The 22966-nt window shown below is 40.6% G+C and carries 9 protein-coding genes; 8 read left to right on the top strand and 1 reads right to left on the bottom strand.

Annotated elements, in window-relative coordinates; all coding sequences use genetic code 11:
- The first annotated feature begins 60 nt into the window (after positions 1-60).
- The 3 genes from G4Y78_RS13715 to G4Y78_RS13725 all read left to right on the top strand — a co-directional run bounded on the left by G4Y78_RS13715 (position 61) and on the right by G4Y78_RS13725 (position 5809).
- Positions 61-1881: an efflux RND transporter periplasmic adaptor subunit gene (locus G4Y78_RS13715; RefSeq protein ID WP_163833555.1), complete on the top strand. Its 1821-nt coding sequence runs from the start codon at positions 61-63 to the stop codon at positions 1879-1881.
- A gap of 18 nt (positions 1882-1899) precedes the next feature.
- The gene (locus G4Y78_RS13720; RefSeq protein ID WP_163833556.1) at positions 1900-5022 is read left to right on the top strand and encodes an efflux RND transporter permease subunit; all 3123 of its coding nucleotides are present in this window, start codon (positions 1900-1902) and stop codon (positions 5020-5022) included.
- A 223-nt stretch (positions 5023-5245) separates the two neighbouring features.
- Positions 5246-5809 carry a cupredoxin domain-containing protein gene (locus tag G4Y78_RS13725; RefSeq protein ID WP_163833557.1) on the top strand — a complete coding sequence of 188 codons (564 nt, stop codon included), beginning with the start codon at positions 5246-5248 and terminating at the stop codon, positions 5807-5809.
- An 81-nt stretch (positions 5810-5890) separates the two neighbouring features.
- On the opposite strand, the gene G4Y78_RS13730 is transcribed toward G4Y78_RS13725, so the two are convergent.
- Positions 5891-6817 carry a LysR family transcriptional regulator gene (locus tag G4Y78_RS13730; protein WP_163833558.1) on the bottom strand — a complete coding sequence of 309 codons (927 nt, stop codon included), beginning with the start codon at positions 6815-6817 and terminating at the stop codon, positions 5891-5893.
- Positions 6818-6916: 99 nt separating this feature from the next.
- Between G4Y78_RS13730 and G4Y78_RS13735 the strand changes: the two genes are divergently transcribed.
- The 5 genes from G4Y78_RS13735 to G4Y78_RS13755 all read left to right on the top strand — a co-directional run bounded on the left by G4Y78_RS13735 (position 6917) and on the right by G4Y78_RS13755 (position 22843).
- The gene (locus tag G4Y78_RS13735; RefSeq protein WP_163833559.1) at positions 6917-7477 is read left to right on the top strand and encodes an NAD(P)H-dependent oxidoreductase; all 561 of its coding nucleotides are present in this window, start codon (positions 6917-6919) and stop codon (positions 7475-7477) included.
- Between the two features lie 196 nt (positions 7478-7673).
- Positions 7674-9608 (top strand): S8 family serine peptidase, encoded by a 1935-nt coding sequence (locus G4Y78_RS13740; protein ID WP_163833560.1) that lies wholly within the window; start codon positions 7674-7676, stop codon positions 9606-9608.
- A 958-nt stretch (positions 9609-10566) separates the two neighbouring features.
- The gene (locus G4Y78_RS13745; RefSeq protein ID WP_163833561.1) at positions 10567-11526 is read left to right on the top strand and encodes a hypothetical protein; all 960 of its coding nucleotides are present in this window, start codon (positions 10567-10569) and stop codon (positions 11524-11526) included.
- Positions 11527-11923: 397 nt separating this feature from the next.
- Entirely contained in the window at positions 11924-12274 is a 351-nt protein-coding gene (locus G4Y78_RS13750) for a hypothetical protein (RefSeq protein ID WP_163833562.1), read from the top strand.
- A complete protein-coding gene (locus G4Y78_RS13755; RefSeq protein ID WP_163833563.1) occupies positions 12275-22843 on the top strand; it encodes an AvrE-family type 3 secretion system effector in 10569 nt (3522 codons plus the stop codon).
- The last annotated feature ends 123 nt before the right edge of the window (positions 22844-22966 follow it).

A 22966-nucleotide genomic window follows, 5' to 3' on the forward strand; every position in this document is an offset into this window, starting at 1 on the left:
TATCTGCTAGCTTTGGTGTTGGACTGTTATTCTGAAGAGATTATTACTGGTAAATAAATAATGAAAAAAACTTTTTTAGTCATTGTACTGGTTGGTTTGGGCTTTACTGGTGGTTATTTTGCTCAACAATGGTTGCCTGGTTTGATGGGGGCGAGTGGAGTGAATAATAGTGAGATGAGTGAATCATCGGCTGAGCGTAAGCCTTTATACTGGGTGGCACCAATGGACCCCAATTATAAGCGGGATAAACCTGGCTTGTCGCCAATGGGCATGGACTTGGTGCCTGTTTATCCTGAAGATGCTGCAGGTAAGGATGAGCCTGGGTTGGTTAAAATTGATGCGACGGTAGAAAATAATTTAGGGGTTAAAACAGCCAAAGTAATGAGACAAAAGGTGGCTAGTAGCATCAATACCGTCGGCTATATCAGTCACAATGAAGACAAGCTGCATCATATTCATACCCGAGTCGAGGGCTGGATTGAAAAATTAAATCGTAAAGCCGTTGGTGACCCAGTGGGACAAGGTGACATTGTTTTCGAACTATACTCTCCCACTTTAGTTAATGCCCAATATGAATTTTTAAGCTTATTAAAAACCAATAATAAAGGGTTAATTGCAGCCTCAAAAGCGCGTTTAATGGCATTGGGGTTAGATGATCAAGCGATTAAGCAACTCGTAAATACTCAACAAGTGAGTCAACGTATCCAAATTCGGGCCCCCATGTCCGGTTATGTGACCAAGCTGGGTGTGAGAGAAGGTATGTACGTTAAACCGATGACCCAAATTATGGAAATAGGTGATTTATCAGAGGTTTGGGTAATTGCTGAAGTATTTGCTCGTCAAGCTAGTTTAATTCAGCCGGGGCAACCTGCCACAATGCGTACTGATTTTTTACCCGGAAGAAACTGGCAAGGTAAAGTGGATTATATTTACCCGGATTTAGACAGCACCACCCGTACATTTAAAGTCCGGCTACGTTTTCCCAATCAAGCATTATCGCTAAAGCCTAATATGTTTGTACATTTAGCCATTGATGCCAAAAGTACTAAGCCCACATTATTGATACCTAACGGTGCATTAATACGCAGTGGCACCATGAATCGAGTAGTGAAAGCGTTGGGCGATGGTAAGTATCAATCTATAACTGTCACCACAGGAAAAGAAACCAGTCAACAGGTGGAAATTCTGTCTGGGTTAAAAGAAGGTGATCGCATAGTGACTTCAGCACAATTTTTAATTGATTCGGAGTCAAGCATTACCGCTGATTTTAATCGAATGGAAACAGCAGAAAAAATGCCAGAAACAGCTAGTGTGGTATTAGCCAAAGGGGTTTGGAATAAAGCAATTGCTGCTGATCAAGTTAATATCACCCATGATCCAATCGAAGCCTGGAACTGGCCTGCGATGACCATGAATTTTCAGTTAGATAAAAGTGTATCCACTGAAGCAGTAGAAAATAAGCAAGCGATTGATTTTTGTATTCAGAAACTAAATAACCAATACCTGATTACGGACCTTTCAACCAAGGGGGATTTAACAGAGGCTGCCTGTGAAAAAACAGCAAAAGCCATGTCAATGAGTACTGATATGGAAGGCATGGATCACTCAAAAATGGATCATTCGAAGATGGATCATAGTCAGCACCAAATGCCTGAAATGAGTGATAAAAAGTCTGTAGATCACTCGACCATGGATCATTCGAAAATGGACCATAGTCAACATCAGATGCCAGAGGCTAAAGATGAAAAGCCAGTAGATCATTCAACCATGGATCATTCGCAGATGGATCACAGCCAGCATCAAATGCCTAAGACTGAAAGTGAAGAACCTGTAGACCATTCAACGATGGACCATTCCAATATGAATCACACCAATCAATGATGTAGAAGGCCTCTGAATATGATTAATAAAATAATTTATTGGTCGCTACATAATCGGTTTTTGATTCTCATTGCGACGTTATTTTTAATTGCTGCTGGGCTTTGGTCGGTGCGGCAAACTCCCATTGATGCAATACCTGACTTGTCGGATGTTCAGGTGATTATTAAAACCAGCTATCCAGGCCAAGCCCCCCAGGTGGTAGAAGACCAAATTACTTACCCATTAACAACGGCTATGTTAGCTGTGCCGGGGGCTGAAACTGTAAGGGGGTATTCTTTTTTTGGTGATTCCTATGTCTATGTGATTTTTGACGACGATACCGATTTATATTGGGCACGCTCTAGAGTATTGGAATATTTAAATCAAGTAACCGCTAGTTTGCCTGAAGCCGCAAAACCCTCACTAGGGCCAGATGCTACAGGGGTTGGTTGGACCTATATGTATGCCTTGGTTGATAAAACCGGTAACCATGATTTAGCAGAGCTGACTAGCTTACAAAACTGGTTTTTAAAATATGAATTACAAACTGTACCTGGGGTGTCTGAAATAGCGACGATTGGCGGCATGATCAAGCAATATCAGGTGGTGGTTGACCCCAATAAATTAAGAGCCTATCAAATTCCATTGCACTTAATTCGAGTCGCTATTCAGCAAGCGAACCAAGAAACCGGTGCTTCGGTTGTCGAGTTAGCGGAAGCCGAATATATGGTGCGTTCTAATGGCTATTTAAGTAATCAACAGGATTTAGCCAGTGTGCCGTTAGGGTTAAATGTTAATGGTACCCCTTTATTGCTTAAAGATGTGGCGGATATCCGCTTAGGCCCACAAATGCGCCGTGGTATTGGTGAACTTAATGGTGAAGGTGAAGCGGTTGGTGGTGTAGTGGTAATGCGGTTTGGTGAGAATGCTAAATCGGTAATTGAAGGGGTGAAGCAAAAGCTTAAAGAGTTAGCAATTAGTTTGCCAGAGGGAGTGGAAGTGGTAACCACTTATGATCGTTCCCTATTAATTGATCGTGCGGTGGATAATTTATATGAAAAATTAATTGAAGAATTTTTAGTGGTGACAATTATTTGTGCCATTTTTCTATTTCATTTCCGCTCGGCATTAGTCGTTGTGATTAGTTTACCAGTGGGGATTTTAGGGGCTTATGTGATCATGCATTTACAGGGATTGAATGCCAATATTATGTCCCTGGGTGGTATTGCGATTGCGATTGGGGCCATGGTGGATGGTGCCATTGTCATGATTGAAAATGTTCATAAGCACATGGAAAAAACACCATTCACAGATGAGAATCGCTGGGATATTATTTACCGAGCCTCTAAAGAAGTAGGTGCACCATTATTCTTTTCGTTATTAATTATTACTCTGAGTTTCTTACCTGTTTTTACCTTGGAAGCCCAGGAAGGTAAATTATTTTCGCCACTGGCTTATACCAAAACCTATGCCATGGCGGTAGCGGCGGGATTGGCTATTACCTTAGTGCCAGTATTAATGGGTTATTTTATCCGCGGTAAAGTGGTTGCTGAGCATAAAAACCCGATAAACAGAGGCTTAATCGCCATTTACCAACCTTTGCTACAAGGCGTTTTGCAATTTCCTAAAACCACGCTCTTAATGACGGTGATTGTATTAGTGGCTGGTTTATGGCCTGCCACTAAATTAGGTAGTGAGTTTATGCCCCCACTGGATGAAGGGGATTTGATGTATATGCCGACGACCTACCCAGGGGTATCCATTGGTAAAGCCAGAGAATTATTGCAACAGACGGATAAACTCATTCGTACGATTCCTGAAGTAAAAACCGTTTACGGTAAAATTGGTCGGGCTGATACGGCTACTGACCCGGCACCATTAACCATGATAGAAACGGTCATCCAGCTAAAGCCACGCTCAGAGTGGCGGCCTGGTATAACCACCGATACGCTGAAAAAAGAAATGGATTCTTTAGTACAGTTTCCCGGATTAACCAATGCCTGGGTAATGCCGATTAAAACTCGTATCGATATGTTGGCCACCGGGATTAAAACGCCGGTAGGAATTAAAGTGGCTGGACCACAACTGGTGGAAATTGAAAAAATTGGTAAACAATTAGAAAAAGTACTTAAAGATGTTAAGGGTACAGCTTCGGTTTATTCAGAGCGAGTGGCCGGTGGTCGCTATATTAAAGTGGATATTAACCGGTTAAAAGCCGCCCGCTATGGCTTAAATATCAGTGATATCCAAATGGTGATTCGTACCGCGATAGGGGGGATGAATATAACCCAAACCATTGAAGGTTTAGAGCGTTACCCAGTTAATATTCGTTACCCACAGGATTATCGTAATTCTCTGGAGCAACTTAAACAACTCGCCATTGTTACCCCACGTAAAGAGCGGTTAGCGCTATCCGATGTGGCGAATGTGTTTATTGAAGATGGGCCTCCCGCGATTAAAAGTGAAAATGCCAGAATTAATGGCTGGACTTTTGTAGACATTGAAGGGCGTGACTTAGGCACTTATGTGGCTGAAGCACAACAAGTGGTAGCGGATAAACTCACTTTGCCTGCAGGTTACTCCATTACCTGGTCAGGTCAATATGAATACATGGAGCGGGCTAAACAACGATTAATGGTCGTGGTGCCATTAACCTTGGTTATTATTGCATTACTGTTGTATTTGAATTTCCGCAATTTAACTGAAGTGCTGATTATTATGGGCACCGTCCCCTTTGCCCTGATTGGTGGCTTGTGGTTGATGTATTTAAGTGGCTATGCCATGTCTGTTGCTGTGGGTGTTGGGTTTATTGCCTTAGCGGGAGTTACTGTTGAAATTGGCGTGTTGATGCTGGTTTATTTGAACCAAGCCTGGCAACAACGACTGGCAGAAAATAATCAAACCTTAACCTTATCTGAATTACAGCAAGTAGTTATGGAGGGAGCTGCACAACGGGTGCGGCCTATTACCATGACGGTTGCGGCTATTATTGCAGGCCTTGTGCCCATCATGTACGGCTCAGGTACTGGATCGGAAGTGATGCAACGAATAGCAGGCCCAATGATTGGCGGGATGGTGAGTTCTGTCGTATTAACTCTACTGGTAATACCCGTCATCTATTTTATATGGAAATCGCGAGGACTATCGAAAGCAAAAAGGTAAAGCTTTAAAAGAGGATGTCGCGAAAAGGTACTGGAGAATAAATATGAAGTAACAGGGGATTCTTCCACAGCTCTACAAGGCCATCCCTAGCCTTTAGAGCTTTTGCTGTTCCCAACAGCAGTTCCAGAACACCCTATCACTCCATATTTCCCAATTTTTACGACAGCCTCAGAGGGAGCTACAAGCAGCATTTATCACAATCTCTATCATGAGAAGAAAAAACATGAAAAAACGTAATCAATTAGCAATTGGTGTGATGGTAAGTGTCTTGAGTGTTAGTACTTGGGTGAATGCAGGTAAAGGCGAACCTGGGCATGGCCATGATGAACATAAAGCGCAAAAAACCGGTCATCACGATGATGGTGGTCATCATCGTGAAGGACATCATGCTAGTGGAATGGATCATGGTTCAGTTACAGGCAGCCCAGGTAAGGCTGATGAAGTGAATCGTACCGTTAAAGTAGTTGCTGGTGATGATATGCGATTTGTCTTTTCACCTAACCAATTTAAGGCGGGTGAAACAGTAAAATTTTTAATTACCAATACCGGTAAGTTGGCTCATGAGTTTTCCATTGGCACTCAGAAAGAGCATAAAGCTCATGGCAAAATGATGCGAGAAAACCCTGGCATTGTGCACGCAGGTGGTGGTAATTCCATTACAGTTGAACCTGGAAAAACGGGCGAATTAATCTGGCAGTTTTCTAAAGCAGCCAATATTCAAGCCGCTTGTAATATTCCTGGTCACTACGAAGCAGGCATGCATAAATCGATAAAAATTACCCCATAAAATGAGAGAAAGATGAGCACCTTTAAACAAATCTATTGGCGCCAATGGTTGCATATTTGCTTATTTGATAAAAACTGCTTTTTACCCGTTAGTCAGAGTGTTTAGTTGATGCCTTAACTGATTGGTTAAAAAGTCGATAACCAACTTGATGCGTTTTATACGGATTTTATCTTTGGAGTAAATTAAATAGATACTGTTGTCTAAACGGTTAGGTGTTGCTGAGAAGCTGCTTAATAAACGAATCAATTTCCCTTCTGACACGGCGTGTGCAACGCCTATTTCAGGTAATAACGCAATGCCTCCGCCATTTAAGGCGCAATAATAAATGGCTGCAGAATTATTGGTTTGTAGCCAAGCATGTTGAAGGTTGATTCGATGTCGTTGTTTTTGGTGTTTAAACAGCCAACTAGAGTGTGGTTGAGTAAATCGATAAGTTAATAATTGATGATTGAATAAATCTTGAGGAGTATTGGGAGGCTGATGTTTTTCCAGATACTTGGGAGCTGCCACCAGCCAGTAGTCATTTTTCGCAACTTCTTTGGCAATAAGGCCAGAGTCAGCTAAGCGACCAAATCGCAAATATATATCATGTTTTCCTTCGTTAGGGTCCAATAGCTGGTCATCACTATCCAGGTTAATCGTTAACTCTAGATGTTGTTGGTGTAATTCAGACAAAAGCGGTGCAATAAAGTCCGTACTAAACCACCAAGGTGCAGAAAGGCTGACATTACCAGAGACTTGCTGGCTTTTTTCTTTCAGGTTATTCCCCAAATCATCAAGTGAGGCCACTAAAGGTGATACTTGCTCAAATAAGCTGAGACCAGCTGCTGTCATGGCTACTTTACGGGTGCTGCGGGTTAACAAGGTTACTCCCATATCTTTTTCTAACTCGGCAATATGGCGAGAAACTGAGGAGCTAGACAGGTTCAACTGGGAGGCGGCTCTAGCAAAGCTGTTATGATGGGCAACTGCTAGGAATGCCCGTAGGGAGTCAAGGGAACGGATCATTGTTGCAATTTTTCGAATAATAAAATTGAAAAAGATTGATTAATAACAAAGTGTGAAACAACTAATATGGCATCGTCAAGTGGTTACGGTGTTGTGATTATGCAAAAAGTTCTCATTATCAATGGTGCGGAAGTGCGAGATATTGCACCAGGTAGATTTAACGAAAGTATGTTGACGGCGGCTCACAGATTGTTATCAGCCAGTGCTGAGATAAAAGTGACTCGGGTGGCAGATCAATATCAGGTAGTTGAGGAACAAAGTAAGATTTTATGGGCTGATACAATTATTTTTCAATTTCCTGTTTACTGGTTTAGTGCCCCATCGAGTTTAAAAAAATATTTTGATGATGTTTATGCTCACGGCTTGTTTTTTGGTAATGCCAAACGGTATGGTGAAGGAGGGTTTTTAACGGATAAGCGCTACATGTTGTCTACTAGCTGGAATGCGCCGATTGAAGCCTTTTCATACACTAACGGATTATTTGAGCATACTTCTCCTGACGAGTTATTAGCATCAGTACATTTTACTCAACAGTATGTAGGTATGCGTAGACTACCTAGTTTTGCAGCATTTAATGTTATTGCTCAGCCAAATTTTGAATATTGGGAAAAAAGTTGGCAGACACATCTTAAAACTAATGTATTAAGTTTCAGTAGTTAGTTAAAGCAATATAGTACATACAAATAGTGATTTATAATTTAGTTAAGTGTGGTTTATGACAGGGTGCATGTTTTCATTATACTATTTTGTAAAAAGTCGAAAACTAACAAAACTTAGCTTAAAAATGGCAAAATACATCTCTCTTTTAATTATGATAAATATAAGAATATTAAATAAAAACAAAGAGGATGTGTTGATGAAGTTAACAATACCAAAGTCTGTATTATCGGTAATGGTGCTACAGATATCATTAAGCCATACTGCTCAAGCAGCTAGTAATCATGCATCATTTCCTTATTGGATAACAGATGATTGGTTTGCCAATTATACAACCAGTGATGATCTATGCGCTGCTGTTTTTAAAGGTCGGGCAAATGGGTTAGGGACAGCCAACTGTGATCAGCAGTATCCTTTTGTCTGTAAGCATAAATACAACAGTAATGACTTGAAAATCACTCAACGTGTTGATAAATGGGATAGGGGGCATCAAGCTTGTAATGATGAGTTTGGCGATAATTATCAATTTGCGATTTACGCAGACCGTGATGAACTTAATACAGTAATTGGCCTTCAAACAAATCAATGGACTTGGGTCAATTATTTTAAAACCGCTGATGACCATCGGCATCGAGACCCTTTAGATCATCGGGGTGAAACCTGGACATCTCGCCCATTTATTTATAGCCATTGGGCAACTAATGAGCCTAACAAAGACAACGGATATTGTGTCGTAATGGGGCAAGGCGAGTACGAAGGTTATTGGTATGCAGATAATTGTGATAATCAACATCAAGTAATTTGTCGCTCCAATGATCGAACTCAATGGCGTATTACCAAACGTGCGGTTAGTTGGGCTGATGGCGATAACGCTTGTAAAACTCAATATGGCAGTGACTTTGATTTTGCCATCCCAAGCACTAATCAGGAAGGTATAAAAGTAAAACACTTAGCTTATAAATATACTGAGAATGGCCAGGTTTGGTTAGGCTTGCATTCATCTAGACGACAGAAGCGTTGTATTGGTCCGGTCAGTTTTTGGGTTTGTGCGGGTGCAGCGGTATTCTTTGGAACAGTCGTACATGGCTATCATGCTTATACTGCTGAAACCACATTTGATGCTAAGGCATTTAAGCCTAAACGTCCTGATCATGGGCAGCAATATGCTTTACCATGGTATTTTAGTACAACTGGTCTGGATCAAATTACCGATAAAATCAAAATTCGTTCAACCGTATCGGTGTCAGTATTAGATTCTGGAATCAACTTTGTTAAGGGGTTGGCAGGAACAGAAGCATTTTCGAAAAGTTATACAACCGATGGAAAAACTGGGCCAGTTAAAGGGAGTGATGAAGCAAAATATATACATGGTACTGCGATGGCTGGTGTGATTGCCTCTCAAGATACTGTTGTCAATGAAACCCGTATTGTGGGTATTGCGCCAGGGGTTAAAATTGTTAACCGTCGTTGGACGCCAAATGGAACCAGTACTTCGTTATTAACTGCAGTTGAGGATGCGATTAGTTTGCAAGCGGATGAAAGAGTACAGGAAACCATTATTAACATTTCGGGAGGTAATACGGGTACGGGTAATGCCAATGAGTGGAATGGGTTATTGCAGCGGCTGGGTGCAGCAGGTAATGCACTCATAGTTGCTTCAGTTGGAAATGATGCATTAGATATACGAACGGCATCGCCTGATAAACAAATTTGGCCTGCTGCCTATAAACCTAAAACAAAAGTCCATAAAGACAATGACCCAGTTATTCGAGTGGCTGCATTAGCTCAATATAAGCCTGGAGAAACACCACAGATTTATCGCGGCCGCTCAACAGGCAGTCGTTACGGCACTGGTCGTGTAGATATTGGTGCACCAGGGCAAAATATATCAATACTGACCCCAGATGGTGAAGTGAAACCTTCTAATGGTACATCTGAAGCCGCTGCGATTGTATCAGGTGTTGCTGCATTATTGAAATCATGTAACCCAGGGGCAACGATGAAGTCAATTAAACAAGCAATATTAACTAATGCAGATAAAGTCGCTAGTTTAGAAGAAAAGATAACTGAAGGAAGGGTATTAAATGTCGCACGGACTTATAATAACTTCTGCCCCAAAAAAGATGAGTTATAAAAGTGCTATCTACAAAATAGCTGTTTTAATTTTATAACTAACTGCCATTAATCTCATAGTCAGCCCGGATAGTTCATCAGTATTATCCGGGCTGATCGGTTAAATATTAATAAATCACCTATCGATTACTGTTTGTTTGAGTATTAATACTAGGCAGTGAATTTACTATGCCGCTGAATTTTATAAGTCCCTTCCTAGCATTATTTACCATGGCCAGCTGAAGCTATTCCAATTTGACCCCGTCAATCGTATAGGAGAAAGCCTAACAATGATTCGTGAAGATTATCGTTGCATTTCAAGTGTAAACGCTATATAGTCCTTCGCCATTATCTATTTCACCCTACACATGTTGTTTCACATACTATTACAAGGAGGCTCAGATGATGATAATTCGCTTAACTGTGACAGCATTAGGCTTCTTTGCTGATCGCCCATTTAGCTAAACTAAGCTTTAAGCTTATTAGTTACTATGCCCTAGCGCAATAATTCGTTGATAGTTTTCAGGAAAAGTCGGAATACAAGTATCTGTTTTCTATAGACTTTTCGCTATGTATAGCAGCTTTTGCTTGTTCGAACTTCGCGAAACCATTATGAGCTTAGGAACAAAAATTAACTTGAAATTTTTTATCAGATCTACTTCTTGGGTTAAAAATTTTTCAAGTTATTTCACGGGTGCTTCGTAGCTTTCTGAAAACTCATAATTAGTAGGCTCTTACCTTATTTGTATTCGAATGACTTTGTATTATTCGTTAATACAGGTGGGTTTCTGTGTCTTGAATATTTATTATATTCATTCGTGAATGGCCGCTGCATATGCTAAAAAAGGGCAGATTCAACTAATAAGCTAGGGCCTGTTGAATCACAACAGTGATATTCAAATAGTGGTAACAGGCCCTAGAGTAACTTAGGAAAATAAAATCGATGACTTCCTTGTTTCGTATTGTAACTACCCGATATTATGAACGAAAAAGATATAAAAGAGATTATCGCCTGTTTAGGCGACGAAAGGCGCTTGTTCTATTATTATAAAGATCGCTATTGTTTTGATTTGTTGCGTTATGAATTACAGAAAAGTAATCAATCAGTCTGTAAACTTAGCCAGTTAAAGCAAAGCCAATTTAGTCAATTTTTTACTAAAAAAACCGTAAAAAATACACTGGCAGGCTATGGTAATGGTGAGATTAACATAGAACAATTAGTCAGTTGTTGGTTGGAAAAACCATTATTGTTTACCTTAACCCTATCTAGTTGGGGAGAAGGGGATAGAGGTTGGGATCAAACTTCTCGTAATCAATCAAATCTTGTATTACAAATTAATTTTACTGGTGAGCATTTAGATGATTATCGTAAATTAATAAAGCCAAAGGACTTTTCTTGTGGACCCTTTGAATCCTTTGGGCACCCTATTAATGACCAGGGACGTCATACCATGGCCTGGGTGAGGCTGGATTTTAATTTGGAAACAAATGAAGCATTAATTGAGGAAGTGCAAAATGACTGGTTGCGGGAAGCGAATAGTGCTTTAAAGCGGTTGGAAGCCAAAAGAAAAAACAACCCAAATGCTAAACCCAGTCAAGTATGGTCGGATATTGGTGGTGATTATGCTGGACTTGTTGAATATGTGCAAAATGCATTAAAACCATATCAGCAAGTTTGGGCTGAGGCTTCGTTAGCTGCAGCTATTCAATTGATTAGAGAAGAATTGGGTATTACTACAATTTATTACCATACCTATGAAACAGGAAAGAAAATTAAAGGTATCTGGTCAAACCCTCCTCGATCATTGTACACAAAATTACCGAAACAATTTGGTTTCAAACGTACCATGGTAACCCCTGAATTTTTAACAATGGATAAAATATCCCGACGTTATTTAAAAGCTATTAAACAACCAGAGTGGTTTGTGATGAGGCTTTAATAATAACAGGGTGTATACTACTTTTAGTTCCAATGACAAGTATACAGTACTTGATTACTTGTCATAAATTGTTGCTTTTTTATTACGACAGAATCTTTATTTATAAAATAGATGTTATTTATCAGAAGTGTTTGTGGCCCACTAAAAAAAATGATCGCCCCAGCCCTACTGTGACTTAGTTGGCCTTTATAGCTATTTTGATGACTATTTGTTTTTCCTGAATACGGCATAATGAACTTATCGAAAATAACAAAGGCCATTTAACAAGGCCCACTATACCCTTTACCGAATTCAGTTGAGGGTATTCAGTATAATAAACAATGGGTCTAAATGGCTAACTATTTACGCTTTATGTGTATTACTTATCGCATAAAGTAATATTGTTAGGAGTTAAGCGATGCCTACGACCCCCACTGTTGATCATCCTAATGCAGTTAATCAGCCCAATGACTTAGGTTTTGAAGATACTCCTGATAACCAGCCTTTTAGAAGAAACAGCCCAAGCCGAAGAGGGTTTAGAAAACTTACTAAACGATTAGGGCCTATGGTCGCAACAGGAACTAATCGTGATGCTACTAGCCATCGTGCAGCACGACGACCTACAACTGCTATTACAGACAGCCAAGAACAATTTGCCAATCAGCAGCATGAAACCTCCGTCAACCCATCCAACCAGCAAGTCACTCAATTTAAAAAACCATTATTATCTCGACTAAAGCTAGTGGTTTCATTGGTGAGTGGCGATTAGTTGAATGTCCAATTACCTAAAAATATCAATGTCAGCCAAGTTAAAGTATCAGGCAACGGTGAACAGTTATGGGTATTAAGTAACAAAGGTCAAATATATCAGTTTACCCGACAGTCAGAAGTAGTGAATCAGTATCAATATAATGAATCTGTATCTGCATTATTAAATCAGGGTAATAATCATTATGTAGCCATTGAAACGGCCCAGAATGGTACCCTTTTTTCTGTTGATAACTTAGGTTTTTTATATCAAGTTAGACAAGATAAAGGGCTTACCCGTGTATCCCGCTCAAGTGATGCCAGTTTTTCCCAGCAAATATTGCAGAATAAAGTGAGCGCAAAAGGCATTGCTTATCAACAAGTAAAATCTAAAATAAGTTTAGCTTTAGCTCAAGGGCAATTAAAGATACTTAGTAATGGCATTGAGCAGGGCCGTCAACCAGTTAAAGTATTAACATCAAGGCTGATTGAACAGGCAGCAGGTATTTATACGGCACCTGATGGGCAACGGTGGCTATTGGAAAATAATCAACTATTTAACTGGAATGACAGCCAACAACAGTGGAAGTTGGCCCATGATAAGTCCGTATCACAGTTACGAGTAGGAAAGGATGGTCAGCTTTATGCTTTAAGTGAAGGACATGAAATTTTCCGTTTAAATAATAATACAACAACCTCTATTTATCGTTTAGCTGCAACAGATAAACGCATTCAGGATTTTACTGTACAGCAGAATCAACAAATCGCGTTCATTGATACAGCCCAGAACTATAGTGTTACTTCAACCAATGGTCGTATAACGACTACACCTGTGGTGTTACCTGATGGCGTGAAAGCGACTGCCTTGGTTAACCGGGGAGATGAGCGCTGGCTATTAGGTGATAATCAGCAACTCTATCGAAAAGCACCGGGTAATGCACAACCGGAAGCTGTGCAACTACCTGAGGGAGTGGAAAATGTTGTTCGTATAGAACGCGTGACAACGGAGGCTGGTGTTCAATTACAAATAGCTGCGCAGAAAGCAGGGCGGTTACAGCAGTTTGTTTATCTGGATGGAAAATGGAAAACAGGTGTAGCCTTAGATAGTGCGGTTTTATTTGTTAATCCCCAGGGACTATCGAATTCAGTTATTGGTAGCAAGGGTTACGTACAAACGCGGGATGGTGAACGTTATGCAATCCATAATGGTGAGCTACATTACCAACGAGCAGGTGATAATCGTTGGCATAGTACAGGTGTGCACAATCTTAGTCAGTTAAAGTTAGGGGGAGATGGTCAGCTATACGCCTTACGAGGTATTAATGAACTAGTCACTATTAACCCACAAACAAAATCAATTCAATATGGTTTACCTGCAACTAAAGACTGGGGTAATGACCGTCAACAAACCCAACTAACGCCGGATAGTTTGGTGATGACAAACCATATTGTCAGTGACTTTACCGTAGGCCAGGATGGTCAAATCCATTTTATCGATCATCAGGGGCAGTTATATGAATATGATAAAGCCAATCAACAGGCTAAGTTAACGGCGTCGGCGCCACAATTAAAATCAATTAGTAGTAATAAGCAGGGCCAGTTAGTGGGGTTAACCAGAACAGGGGAAGTGCTCAAGCAAGTAGATAGTAATTGGCGAGCAGTGGCTACTGCTACTGTTGATGAAAACATTATTGGCTTGAATCATACCTCTACGGGTGAACTAGCGGTAATAATAGAAAATAACCGGTCAACAGACGGTCAGTTGGCTATTCGTAAAACCATCAATAACCAAGGTCAGCTGGGTGATATTCCTCAGGAAGCGATCATTGATCAATTATTTCAGCGCTTAAAACAGCAGGATGTTGATCAAATGCGGCTACCAGGAACTGGGCTTACAGCTAAAGGGAGCTTTGCATTTGCTGGGGTTGAAAGTGGTAATCCAACCAGTGATGGCATTAATACCAAAGATTATCTTGCAGCTCATTTATATCATAAAAAACCAAACTGGTTTCACTGGCCGCGGCCATTAAAAGCGATTGGCTATCATTTTCAGCACCGAGCTAGGGGGCGGGAAGGGTTACAACCACTTTATAATGAAATAGGTAATAGTTTTAATCAGTTGCTGCAACATTTATCCACTAAACAAAGCGGGCAACAACCAACGTCAACATTATCCAGTCGCATTGAGCAAGCCTTAGACTCAGGGCGTATTACCCAAGAGCAAAAAGAACAATTATTGGCATTAAAACAACAACTAGAAGCTGAAACATTGTCCTATTTAAATAGGCTAGGGAAAAAGAAAGGGCTTTTAACGGAATCAGGTGAGGTAAATCAACAGTTTACAGGTAACAATAAAGCTAAAATTGGCCGTTTTTTAAATCCACGGATTACTTCTCATGATTTAACTAGAGAGCTCAATCAATTATGGGAAAATTATCAAGGTGATGAAAGTAATTCAACTTTATCAAAAATAAAAAAACAACTGAAACTAATGCAGGATAAGGGGCTTTATTTAAGACATCCTGGGCAAAATAATTGGTTTACCCGGCGTGATTATGATGACAGTGTTGGCTTGTTGACAGCGCGGGTTGTTCATAACAGTAATACCTTAGCTGATTTAGAAAACTTAATTAAAGTGATTAATGGTGCAAAGACAAGTGACTTTGATTCTCAGCAGGTCAAACAGTTGATTACTGAAATTCAAGGTAACTACGATAATAGCACGATTAAAAAGTACAGTGATATGGGGTTTAGTAACTTGGATCGGTTAGAGTCAAGTTATGATGCTATGCGCTTTTTCAGTAAAGCATTTAGCAAAACCCATCACCCTGTTTATCAAAATGCTGCTAATACGTTTGGTAGTGAGTCTAGTGAACAACTGAAAGCGAATTTATATGATGCGATTACCCATCTGAAAAAAGGTGAAACCTTAACCTTTGACCGGAATTATTCAGGGGGGAGTTCACCTTTTTTGATTATTAATAAATTACAGCAGCTGGTGAATCCAGTAGGGGTTGAATTTGAGCCGGGTGTAAAAGCAGAAAGACACTATGGGTTGTCTTTTGAAAAAACAGATAAAGGGATTAAAGTCTCCTTTATACGTGATATGAGTGTACCCGTTAATGTGACTGTTGGTGGGTATGTTGGGACACCAGGTGTTGCATCAGCACGGGTAGGTGGAGCATTAAACCCAACCTTAAAGCATGATAAAAATAATCAACTGGCCTTTGAGATTGATAATAATAAAGTGGATCAATTTCTAAATGAATTAACTCGAGGTCAATTAAAACCTGCTCAACTATTAGAACAAGGGCATGATTATGCGGTTAAAAAAGGCCATAAATGGGGATTTGACTTAGATGTTCAGGCAGTGGCTGAGGCACGACTAACGGGAAGTGGTAGCACCGGTGGTGGTGACAATGCAGAGACTGATGGTGTTACTGATTTAAATGGTTGGGCCCGAGCTAAGGGAGGGGTTAAATTTACCCTGAATATATTAAGTGCCAATAAAGATAGATCGACTACTAATAAAGATAATGGTGAGCAAACCCAATCTCGTTCAAGTAACCGGCCGCGTTTTTTTACCAAAGCAGGTTTAGATATAGAGGCTACCAGTCATTTTAAATTTGGGGTTGCGCATGATGAGTTTGCTACTAATGCGCTGAGTTATTCAGCTGGTGGTAAGTGGAGTGGTTCAGTAGAGTCAAAAACCAGTAAAAGCTATGATGTAACCACAAAATTAGCTGAACAGGTTGAACTGACTGAATGGCAAAGTGTGGTTGAGAAATTACAACAACAGTTCAAAGATGATTTAACGCCACAGCAGCGGGAATTGTTAGATCGAGTTGCCAATATTAAAAACAGCAATGATGCTGGCGCAGCGGAAGCCATTAAGCAATTGCAATCATTAGATTTCAGTCAAACTTTATTAAAGCTGGAAGCGGCAGGTGGAAACTCAAAGTTGGCCCGTCACACTTTGGAGCAGTTGGGATCACTAAAAGTACAACAGCAGTTGGCTGAACAAGGTAAGTATACGGTCAGTGATGTCTCTTTTGGTAAGACAGTCACTAATTTATCTCGACTTGATGAGCGCGGTTTATTGGGTTGGGCAGGCGCACAGCTCAATCCCAACCATCAACAGCAAAGCAGTTCGCGTACGTTAAGCCAGTGGATGGATAAACATCCAGAACTAAAAACCCTGGTGGATAGCTTAAAGCAAAGTGATGCCACTGAGGCTAAAATTACCATGGAGTTAACGGAGCATGCTAAGTTAAAGGTTGCCCGATTAATGGCCAGTAATGATTCAGCAGCACCTGCGCAATTAGTCGATTTGTTAAATGATCGCAGCCAGTTTAGGATTAAGTCGATTGAAGTCAGTGCCAGTGCTAAAAATAATAGTGCATTTGGCCAGTCTATAGGACTAGCGAACTTTAAAAGTGCAGCTGCAACCAGTATTAAGAAAAAATTGGGTAAAATCAGTTTTAATTATGATACTAACGATACTACACCTAAAGGCTATCAGCTAGAAGGTGAGTTGTTAAACAAAACACCACAACAGTTACAAGCAACCCTTAGAAACTTTGAACAAACCCATCAGCAACGTTTGTTGAATGTGGCAGACAGTGTTAACCAACATAATATGAATGCTCTGGTCGCTGATCCTATTGAAGCAGCTCGGGCAGCATTATTGAGCCAATTATCAGAGTTAGGTATTAATCAAGTCACACCGGCAGAAATCAAAGGCATGGCTCAGCGAACTCAAGAGCTATATTCACGACAGCTATCATCTAATCAACAAACGATATTAAATGGGCTACTTAATGACCCTATTGATAATAGAGCCACTGCTTTAAAACAGGTAACGGATATATTAACTCAGTTAAAACAGCAACAGCCTAAATTAAATGTATACCAACAATCGCTTTATCAGCGAGCGCATTTAGCTTCTCAACGACATGCTGATATTACTCGATTATTAGCTCAAGCGACTAATCAAGTGGCGACCACCGAAACTCAAACCCCAGGCACTATTTTACAATTTGTACGGGGGCAACTGGCTTATCAAAATCGATTATTAACGCAAACAGAAGCCATGCAGGTAGTGCGGCATTTTGGAGATCAAATACTGCAAAAAATGCAATCCGGCTATAGTGGATTTGCTGCTTTTGCAGGTGAGTCTCCATTTAATGGTGAAGATTTGCAGCGTATTGTTCAACGACAAGAAAATGTGAATTCAATTAAGCCTCGTATTGGCCAAAGCCCTCGTCTGCGTACTTTAAAAGTAGGCGATTTAATTAATTTGTTAGTATCAGGTGAGTTGACATTAAAAAGACTAAACCCTGCTCAGCGTCTATTAATCAATGAATATTTTCCGGGCGGCCAGGCCAGTCAGCAACAACAGTTGCAAGCATTGGCTGATAACCCGGCTAAATTAGCTGCGATTATTCATCAAGCGAATCAGTACAGTCCCGCAGAGTTAGTAGCCAGTGATCGTATAACTGGGCCAACAGGCCAACGAGGGTTAGAATATTTGTTGTCATGGGATCAGTTTGTTCTGGAAGGGGCAACTAAATTTAAACAACAGGTGGCCTCTAATGCGAAGGTGAATTTTGCACCACAGTCATTGTATGTTCAGCTAAGTCAGTCTGGTCAGCCCAAGGGGCGTTGTACGGGACTGGCTATGGCTTATTTACAATTATTGAGTCAAAATAATGGTGTAGCCAAGAAAAATAAATTGTTTGAAACCCTGGTTACTCACTCGGCGATTTATCAGCAATCAATCGATGAAGGTGTTAGTGGTAAGGAAGTAAAGGATGCCAATCAGTTTGCTACATTGATTGATCAATTACACGAGACCAGCCAGAATCGTGACAGCAATAATCCTTTACAAGCGATGGGTGAACTATCTATCCGTGATATTGTGGGCCAACTCACTGCCAGTGGTGATCAGTATTTAGTATTAAATACCGGAAATCATAGTTTAGCTGTCGCCAAAAAAGGCAATCAATTCTTTTTCTATGATCCTAATTTTGCTGATGTTCAGGTGGCTTCAGCAAGTAACCTACAGCAGGTATTAACGAAACATTTCAATCTTGCCCTAACCAGTCAAGCTAATCAGTCATTGGCTGAGCTTTATCAAACGAAGCAATCCAACAATAAACCAACATTGAGTGTATTTCGCCTTGATACAACTAATGTGGGTTTAACCAGCCAAACAGCTAAATTGAATCAGTTTGTGAATACTGAGCAATTAATGACGGAGCGGGACCGCCTTGCACAACTGGGAGAGGCTGAGCTTGAAGGACAAAAAATCAATTGGACGACCTTGTATGATATGGGCGCCAGCCTTAATGGCAGAAGACTGACAGCTGATGACGTACAAAATCTACAGCAAACAGGTCGCTTTGATCAATTACAATTTGATCGAGCCTTGCTAGGTGAATTTGTTACTCAACGTGTACAAACACTCGATAGCTCTTTGCCCTCTACTGCACAATGGTTGAAAAAAGTAGTCAACCAAAGAGAAGGCAGTACATCATTATTAACCAATTTAACTGAAGGACAAAATACGGCAATTGCTGATGATTTTTTGGCTTCAGTCAAACAACATGTTAATAACCAGTTAAATGTTGACCCTGAATTCTGGCAATCATTAGCGAGCAAAGTCAAATCTAACAGTCATTTGGCAACGGCTAATAGTGTGTCAAATAAAGTAGGTAAAGGTCTACAAGGGTATGGCTATTACCAGAACATCATGGGAATTTTTAACGCCCTTCGTCGAAGTAATCAACCAGGGGCTGATCAAAGTGAAATTAATAAGGAAATTGGTTTGGCTGCCGGTGGGTTAGCGGCTGATTTATTAGAGCCACTAGCAGAAAAAGGATTACAGAAAGCAGGCTTGTCTTTGGTTAACCGGTTTGGCCAGTCAGCTTCAACGGCAGGTAAATTTGCCGGTAAACTCGGTTCAGGGTTAATGCGGGCTGGTGGCGCGGTGTTAGGGGTATTAACCTCTGGGTTTGATATTTATTCGGCAGTTGACTCCTTTAAAAAACTGGCTTCAGAAACTGACCCTAAAAAACGCCAGGATTTAATTGTCAATGGTTCACTCTCGGTGAGTGGTGCGGTGGTTGGGATTGCCACTGCTGTAGCAATAGGGATTGGTGGTACTGCAGCAGCGGTGGCGGGTCCCATTGGAGTAGCGGCAGCTGTTGTATTAGCTATCGGTGGGCAAATTTATAATGCAGTACGGCAAATTGATGAGATAGACGATTATATCAGCTTAACTACAGGAGAACGTTTACGTAATGGTTGGTATGCCTTTTGGGGGAAAGAGTTAGACGAAGATGTGGTACGGCGCTATGGAAAAGCTAAGGCTGAAGTAGAAGGCCGTAAATTATTTGATAAAGGATTAAGAGAAGGTTCTACCGGTCAACTGGACAGTATGTTGAATACTGTTGATACTGTCGTTTATTCAAAAGGTGATGTTGAAGTAAAAGAAACCAAATATTATGAAAAAGTCAGGCGAGAAAGTAGCGGCGGTTATGCAGGTATTGGTCGGGTTTGGTATGAAGATGTGGCTCGCTATAAGCATGAGCCAAAGCTAGAGGAAAGCAATGACAATGTGGATTTAACTAATGGTGTTGCAGGTCATGCCCAAATTCGTTACTACAAAAACCAGACTGATGAAAAAGGAAATACGACTAAAAAAGAAGTAGAGCCAACAACGGAAAGCTATCGTGTGAAAGTGGGCTCTCGGCCAGTTGGAAAATTGGGTATGGCCCCTGTTTATGAAACCAGAACCCGGGAAATCACCCCAGATCATGATTTAAAAGTAAAGAGTTTTGCAAGTGCTGGAAGTAACACGGCTGCTGTTCAAACGACTCAGCAAGACGATAATAAAGCGGCTTTTATTAATCTTGGTGAAGGTAATGACACCGCGAAAGGTTTCACCAATAAACGCAATATCTTTGTCGTAGGGGAAGGTGAAAAATCATTTACGGGTGGTAATAAAGACGATGCCTTTATTTTAGCCGGTGGTGCTGCACCAACGAATGCCAGTCAGTTATCGGCTGGTAAAGGTAATGACACGATTATTGCCCAGGGGGATTTAACTGGACGAGCCGAAGATACAGGCTATCGTATTGACCTTAACCAAGGGGACGTTCGCTATCGTGGTTCCAATAAAAAAGTTGCCACTATTAATGGCTTTGAAAATGCCATAGGACAAGCTAAAACAGCTGATGAATTAATTGGGAATGATCAAACCAATACCTTAAATGGTAATGGCGGTGGCGACACCTTAAAAGCAGGCGGTGGTAATGATATTTTATTCCTCCATGGTGGTGACCATGCTGAGGGGGGGCAGGGTATTGATACCTACTATGTTACTCGAAGCAAAGGTGAAATAACAATAAAAGAAGAAGCTGATTTAACGGAAGTGAATGCCCTTTATTTAGATTATGATATTAATGAAATGGGGGCTGCCCGGTTAGAAGGCAATGATATATTAATGGACCTCACAGGGGATAATAATGAAAAATTAACCCTGCGATTGAAAGATGTTTATAAAACCCGTCCTGATGGTACCAAACAATTACAAAATCAATTCAGTATGGTCACTCGGGATGGCTTTTTAGTAGTGCCAGAATGGGCCGAAACAATTTCCAGTCAGCGCCCATTTAACTCAACTATGGCAGCAAGCTTTGTTGCAGCTAAGCAAAACCCGGACAATATTCAACAAATTAAACAGGATTTGTCAGGTAACGAAACTACGGTTCAAATTACTGACAAAGATGGCGCTACGCAAACATTAACCACACCAGAATTTATTCGCTTAATTCCTGCTGGTTGGGAAGGGAGTGATGTGATGGTGGGAGGTAATCAAGATGATGTCTTTATGCTTGATCAAGGTCAGGACGAGGCAACAGGTAATCAAGGACAAGATACTTATATTATTGGTAGAAGTGGTGATACAACGACCAATCCTGCTGAAAAGGTAATTAATAATTTTGCTAATCCTGCTCAGGGAACAGGTGCTAACCATCAAACAAGCTATGAACAAGATTACTTGGTAATGGCTGGCGTTCGTCGTGATAATATCCAATTAAGTCGAGAAGGTGATGACTTATTGGTTAACGGCTTGAAAGATAATGATCAAAAGGAAACAGTACGACTTCAACAGTTTTTTAAAGGTGAAGCTTATCAGCATATATCTATCGTTGATGAAAAAGGTGGTCAGTCTGCCATCGAAGTGGATGAACAAGGCAATGCTGTTTTATCGAATAGTGCGGTGATTTCTGGTACAGAGAGCGCTGATGATTTATACACGACTGAACGGGAACAAGGCAGTTATACGCTATTAGGAGAGGCCGGTGACGATAGGCTACAGGCAAAACATACGGTTGTCACTCAAGCAGATAGTTATACGTTAACCGATGGCGACATTCTGATAGGTGGAGAAGGGAATGACACATTAAGGGATAGTTTGGCTGACGATGTATTAATTGGCGGAAAAGATAACGATATTATTGTGAGTTCTTGGGGGGATGACCAAATTGATACGGGCACGGGTTATGACCAGGTTCGTTTAGCTTCCAATGCTCAAGGTGTAAAAGTGATTAATGCTAATAACAGTGAGCAGACGATATTATGGGTACCCTTTGCTCTGAAGGATGCTAGCTATCATTATGACCAAGGGAGTTTTATTATTGAAGGAAAAGCCCCTCGTAGTGAAGCCGGTAAAAGCTTAACTATCGTGTTACCTGACTACTTGAAAAATAAGCCGAACATCGTGTTAAAAAGCTACGATGGTAGTCAGGTTGATGGGGAAATGCCCAATCATTACTCTGCCATGGCCCATGGTGCAGTTGCTTTAAACCAAGGAGGGAATGATCAATACTTTACCATTGAGAACTCACCTTTAGCCGGGCTGGATGAATTTACTGTACAAATGTCGTTTAGGTCTGACCGTCAACAATTGAGTGGTAACGATTATGTCCCCTTAATATCGTATGCTGGCAGTCATACTGCTAATGAGTTTTTATTAGGAGTTCACCCTGGTGGCCTGAATGTATGGATAAAAGGCAAGCAATATACGACATCTGTTAAAGCCAATGAGCTACTTGATGGTCAATATCATGATGTAACAACTAGCTGGAATAATAATACGGGTAAATTGGATATTTATGTTGATGGTCAGCTACGCGATTCTGTAACCACGGAACAGCATGGTAAACTGGATACTGCAGGTCGATTTATTATTGGTCAGGAACAAGATCAGTTCAACGGGGGGTTCGATAATACACAGTTTTTCCGTGGCAGTTTAGCCGATTTGAAAATCTTTAAGCGACAAGTAACTCCGCTTGAAGCGGAACAAATTAGTTCCTCAAATGAGATGGAACATTGGCGTTTTACCAATTACTCGTCTGATTACTTTAATGAAGATACCTTACAGCTAAAGCGTATTGATGGTTTTACAGAGGCTGCTGCCCCTTACTCAACCTGGGCGTCACTTGAAGCAGTTGAGGTGTATGAAGGTGATCAGTTGCTTCAACTGGCGGAGCTATATCAGCAATTAGATAGAAGTTTTTAGCATAGTTTGGAAATTCCACGCTTGTATTGATTAAATAGGTCTCATTAAATAAACTTAAAGGTTTACAACGATTGAAATTTTAATATTACTATTTTAGTGTAAATAATCATTAGGCTTATACTA

This window comes from Spartinivicinus ruber (genome assembly GCF_011009015.1).
Lineage (GTDB): Bacteria > Pseudomonadota > Gammaproteobacteria > Pseudomonadales > Zooshikellaceae > Spartinivicinus > Spartinivicinus ruber.

Excerpts from the sequence above, each read along its gene's own strand:
- G4Y78_RS13715 (WP_163833555.1), top strand. The coding sequence starts at position 61 with ATGAAAAAAACTTTTTTAGTCATTGTACTGGTTGGTTTGGGCTTTACT.
- G4Y78_RS13720 (WP_163833556.1), top strand. The coding sequence starts at position 1,900 with ATGATTAATAAAATAATTTATTGGTCGCTACATAATCGGTTTTTGATT.
- G4Y78_RS13725 (WP_163833557.1), top strand. The coding sequence starts at position 5,246 with ATGAAAAAACGTAATCAATTAGCAATTGGTGTGATGGTAAGTGTCTTG.
- G4Y78_RS13730 (WP_163833558.1), bottom strand. The coding sequence starts at position 6,817 with ATGATCCGTTCCCTTGACTCCCTACGGGCATTCCTAGCAGTTGCCCAT.
- G4Y78_RS13735 (WP_163833559.1), top strand. The coding sequence starts at position 6,917 with ATGCAAAAAGTTCTCATTATCAATGGTGCGGAAGTGCGAGATATTGCA.
- G4Y78_RS13740 (WP_163833560.1), top strand. The coding sequence starts at position 7,674 with ATGAAGTTAACAATACCAAAGTCTGTATTATCGGTAATGGTGCTACAG.
- G4Y78_RS13745 (WP_163833561.1), top strand. The coding sequence starts at position 10,567 with ATGAACGAAAAAGATATAAAAGAGATTATCGCCTGTTTAGGCGACGAA.
- G4Y78_RS13750 (WP_163833562.1), top strand. The coding sequence starts at position 11,924 with ATGCCTACGACCCCCACTGTTGATCATCCTAATGCAGTTAATCAGCCC.